The organism is Geminocystis sp. GBBB08 (assembly GCF_016743215.1).
GTDB lineage: Bacteria > Cyanobacteriota > Cyanobacteriia > Cyanobacteriales > Cyanobacteriaceae > Geminocystis.
The window spans coordinates 1-4767 of record NZ_VRZC01000230.1; the positions used below are offsets into that span (position 1 = coordinate 1).

At 34.6% G+C, this 4767-nt stretch carries 4 protein-coding genes; 1 reads left to right on the top strand and 3 read right to left on the bottom strand.

Annotation, left to right across the window (positions count from 1 at the left end):
• Positions 1-1946: FAD-dependent oxidoreductase (locus FWJ34_RS18280; protein ID WP_308256766.1), on the top strand; the 1946-nt coding region annotated here is incomplete at its 5' end.
• A gap of 251 nt (positions 1947-2197) precedes the next feature.
• On the opposite strand, the gene FWJ34_RS18285 is transcribed toward FWJ34_RS18280, so the two are convergent.
• The 3 genes from FWJ34_RS18285 to urtB form a co-directional block, all read right to left on the bottom strand.
• The gene (locus FWJ34_RS18285; RefSeq protein ID WP_308256767.1) at positions 2198-2410 is read right to left on the bottom strand and encodes a hypothetical protein; all 213 of its coding nucleotides are present in this window, start codon (positions 2408-2410) and stop codon (positions 2198-2200) included.
• A gap of 832 nt (positions 2411-3242) precedes the next feature.
• On the bottom strand, positions 3243-3353 hold the full coding sequence (locus FWJ34_RS18290; RefSeq protein WP_066348818.1) for a PetM family cytochrome b6-f complex subunit 7: 111 nt from the start codon (positions 3351-3353) through the stop codon (positions 3243-3245).
• A gap of 212 nt (positions 3354-3565) precedes the next feature.
• Positions 3566-4732, bottom strand: coding sequence for an urea ABC transporter permease subunit UrtB (gene urtB / locus FWJ34_RS18295; RefSeq protein WP_308256768.1), 1167 nt, complete (start codon positions 4730-4732; stop codon positions 3566-3568).
• Positions 4733-4767 lie beyond the last annotated feature (35 nt).

Sequence of the window (4767 nt, forward strand, 5' to 3'; positions counted from 1 at the left end):
ATCCTGAGCAAATAGAAGAATGCGAAATTTTAGTAGTAGGTGCTGGGTTAGCTGGAGCCGCTACCGCCTATGAAGCCTTATTAATGGGAAAAACCGTCTGTTTAACAGATATTACTGATTGGGTTGGAGGACAAATTTCTTCTCAAGGAACATCAGCGTTAGATGAACGTAGCACACAAAGAAAAGAGTTATTTTTCCCTCGTGGTTATTTAGAATTGAGAAAAAATATTGAGAAATTCTACGGAAAGCTGAATCCAGGGCAGTGTTGGGTGAGTAATTCTTGTTTTTTGCCCAATGATGCCCATAAAATACTTGAAAATCAACTAAAAGATGCAGCCAAGCGAGGTAAGGGTAAATTAAAATGGTTTCCTAATACTGTCATTAAAGATTTAAAAATTAAAACTGTCGCTAATGGTGGTACAGGTCAACAAATTGTGGAAGCGATCGCCATTCAACATGAACCACAACCAAATACACCGCCTTTAAATACCGAGCCTTTATCGCAAGTAATAGAAGATGCTTACACTTATCAAGATTCTCCTAGACTAAAAAAAAAGGTAATTAGATTTACTGCACCAAAAAACCCAAAAACTAAAGGAAAAACTAATTGGATAGTAGTAGAAGCCACAGAAACAGGGGAATTAATCGGTTTAACAGATATACCCTATCGTTTAGGTATTGATCCTCGTTCTGAATTAGAGCCATCATCATCAAGTATTACACAAGATCCCTATTGTCCTCAAGGGTTTACTTATACTTTTGCTATGCAACAAACAGCAGAACCTCAACCCCAACCTGAACCAAGTTTTTATAAACAATACGAACCATACTATAGCTACGAACTAGAAAGATTAGCAGATTTTGATCTAGTTTATACTTATCGCAGGATTTGGAAAGCAGAAGATAGCGAAACTAAGACATTTAAAGGTATTAGCTTCAGTAAACCGACAACAGGGGATATTTCCATGCAAAATTGGACATGGGGTAATGATTACCGTCCTGGTACGTCAAAAGACAACTTAATTTATAGTCGAGAACAATTACAACAAACAGGGCAATTAACTCCTGGGGGTTGGATGGGAGGCTTACGCACAGAAACATTATATAAAGGAGAACAAAATGCCCTTGGTTTTTATCATTGGTTAGTGGCTGGTACAACAGATTCACAATTAGGTGACGGTGTTAAAAAACCTTATCCCAACCAAAAATTATTGACAGGGTTAGACTCTCCTATGGGTACAATGCACGGATTATCGAAGTATCCTTATATGAGGGAAGGTAGGAGAATTATTGGACGCCCAAATTATGCCCAACCTGATGGATTTATGGTAAATGAAATTGATATTTCTCGCCGTAACTATCGAGATGAATATTATAAAAAAACTCTTACCCCTGATCAATATCGCCGTTTACAAGCCTTATTATCAGGTTTAGAAGGATTTTCGGTGTTAAGTGGGGAAGTAGCCCCTGATGATGTCAAAAATCGCACTCGATCGACTATTTACCCTGATGCGGTGGGTATAGGACATTATGCCCTTGATTTTCACCCTTGTATGACAGAAAGCCCCCACGAAAAACCAGGTAATAAAGAGAGAAAAGGAGAAAGACGAGGACAAGGACAGGCTTACCCCTTCCAAATCCCTTTATCAGCTATGATTCCTCAAAAAATCGATAATATGCTAGTGACAGGAAAAAGTATCGCTACCAGTCATATTGCGGCGGCAGCTTATAGAGTGCATTCTTTTGAGTGGTCATCAGGTGCTGCGGCAGGTACTACAGCTTCTTTAGCTTTACAAAAAGGAATTTTACCCTATGAATTTACCGAAGGTTTTGCCTTTAAGAATAAAAATTTACAGGAGTTAAAGGTAATGTTAGAAAAGAATGAAAACCCAATTAAATTTCCCAATACATCGATCTTTAACGATAATTGGGACGATTGGAGATAATCAGGAATAAGAAATTAACAATTAACAAGAGAATTCTTACATAATTTAGTAAATGAGGACTAGGTAATAATTATCAAAATTCATGATTTTTTTTTATAGAAACCATTTGGTATCTTTTTTAGAATGATTATATAGTAATGATTTCAGGAGAAATGCTTTAATCTCGTCAAAACCTTTTGTTATTTGGGTTACAGGCGTAAATATCAAATAAGTTCTATAAATTAATTTTATTTAGAATTTTGCACTTATGTCTAATTATTTATTTTATAACTGACTAAATAGGGAAAATCTTGACGATGATATGTGGAAATGTGATATTGATAATAATGTTTGAAATTGCGATAACTGGAATGGTGAAAATAAGTAATAATAGTCATAATTTCACTCAAACATAATTGAGAATGTTTAATTCTTTTTCTTTCAGAAGAGGACAACAGTTGTGCCTGAAAAGATGGTTCAAACATCAGACAAAAATCATCAATATCACAAAAAAGTTATTCTAATTCCATAACATTAATTCTTCGCAAAAACGACAGAATTATTATGAAATTAAAGTTTCAAGAAAGAATTGATTAGTAAAAAAAATTAATATTTATTGAGAAAATTTAACTAATTTCTCTGATTTCCTCCCATAATTTATGTGAAGAATGTTAACCATGAAGTGATGCCAAAGGCACAGCGTAGCTGCCCGTACCTTTCTCAAATTCCCACAGGCAAATAATTACAAGCTATTTTCTTACATCGAACTCAGGTTACATCAGGTTCTACCCTTCTTTTTTAAGGTAGTGAGGTAGGGATATTTGATTGAATTGGTAGTTCCCTGACTTAGCTTTTTTAATTAAGTTAAAGAAAGAGCGAAAACTTCTATCTACCACTTTCAAAGTTTGTTGGGCAATATCAGTATTAAGTAATCGGTAATTTTCATTAGTTTTGCATTGATGGTAGTTAGACTCATAGCGAAGAAATGTATTCTCAACAAAAAAGAACTGTCTAACAGAATACAGCCCAACATTGTAAAGGTTTTTCGACAACCTACACAGTTCTTGTAGAGCTAAATATTCTGTTTTAGACAGTCCTCTAATTTGATTTTTCTGAGTTTTAAACATAGTCTTTAACTTTTCGCTATATATTTATATATATATAGAAAAACTAGAAACTGTCAATATAGCAAAATAGAAATAGAAAGCCATGCTAGAAGCACGGGATTTCAAACCCAAAAATTTTGATGAGGAAAACGATAAAAAATCTAACACCCTTATACCTATGATCTAAATTAATAGAATTAACTTTTAACAATTACTTCGATTCACCTGAAAGTTTTAATAAAAGAAAACCCCATGCTAAACCAACTAAAACTACTGTAAAACAAAGAATTGCACCGTTAAATAACATACTTTCCGCAGTCATGATAATTATTTATCCTTATTATTTATAATTTTTTATTAGTTTATCAGTATTGAGTACTCAACATCTGAAAAATTATGTAACTAAACCTATTGACATCAATCATTATCAGGAAAATAGAGGGATAAATCCCTTACTACGAACCTTTCTTGAAAAACTTATTACTAATTACTTTGTAAGAGTTGAGCATTATTCAACTACTACCTATTATTGAACTATAGTTCAGCAGTACGTCCTTTAGGAGGGAAAATACCAGCAGGTTTGACTTGTAAAAAAGCAATAATTAAAACGAATACCAATACTTTTGCCATGCTAGTGGTAGCAAAAAAATTGATCACATCCACTATGGGAGTTAAGGAATCTTGAGACATTAACATTAAACCAAGACTACCAGAGCCAATAATATAAGTGATAACCCCAATTGCTAAAGCCGCAATAATTGAGCCGAGTAAATTACCAACTCCTCCCACAACTACCACCATAAAAGTATCGACAATGTAGTTTTGTCCGGTATTTGGACCGACTGAACCAAGTAAACTAATGGCTACACCTGCAATACCTGCTAGTCCTGAACCTAAAGCAAAAGTGAGGGCGTCAACAGTGGCGGTAGGAATACCTAAACATGAACTCATAGTACGGTTTTGGGTGACAGCTCTAATTTTTAAACCCCAATCTGAGCCGTTTAAAAACCAATATACTCCTAAGATACAAAGAATGGTTAATACTATGATGAAAACCCTTGATATTGGAAATTGAAATGCACCTAGGGGAATTCCTCCTCTTAACCATGCGGGAGCAGTTACATCTACATTTCTCGCACTAAACCAAGGTTTTGTCAACGCTAAATTTTGAGAATTATTAATTAATATTCCTGTTAAAATGGCGATCGCACCCGATAAAGGTAAAGAAATATAAAGAAATTTAGTGCGAATTTGTTGCCAATTTTGTTGACGAGATAAAAACCACATTCCACCGAAAAAGAAGAGACAAAATAATAGTAAGCTAATAGTCATTGACCAACTTATACTACGAACCAATTGACGCAAAATAAGACTAACCCCCCATGTAGCTAAAAGGGTTTCTAGTGGTCTGCCGTAAAGAAAGCGAATTACTCCTCGTTCTAAAATTATCCCGGCAATGGCAGCAACAATGAAAGCGGCTGGAATAGCAACAAAAATATAAAAGTTAAACCAAGGCTCACCTAGGGGCTTAAAAATATTTTGCACCACAAAAGTCGTGTAAGCACCTAACATCATCAATTCACCGTGAGCCAAATTAATCACTCCCATTAAGCCAAAAACGATGGCTAATCCAAGAGCAGCAATTAATAAAACTGAACCGATACTAATACCATTTAAAAACGCTTCTATCAGAGGTAACATTTTTTTATTTTAATTAATCTTCTGATGGATTATGA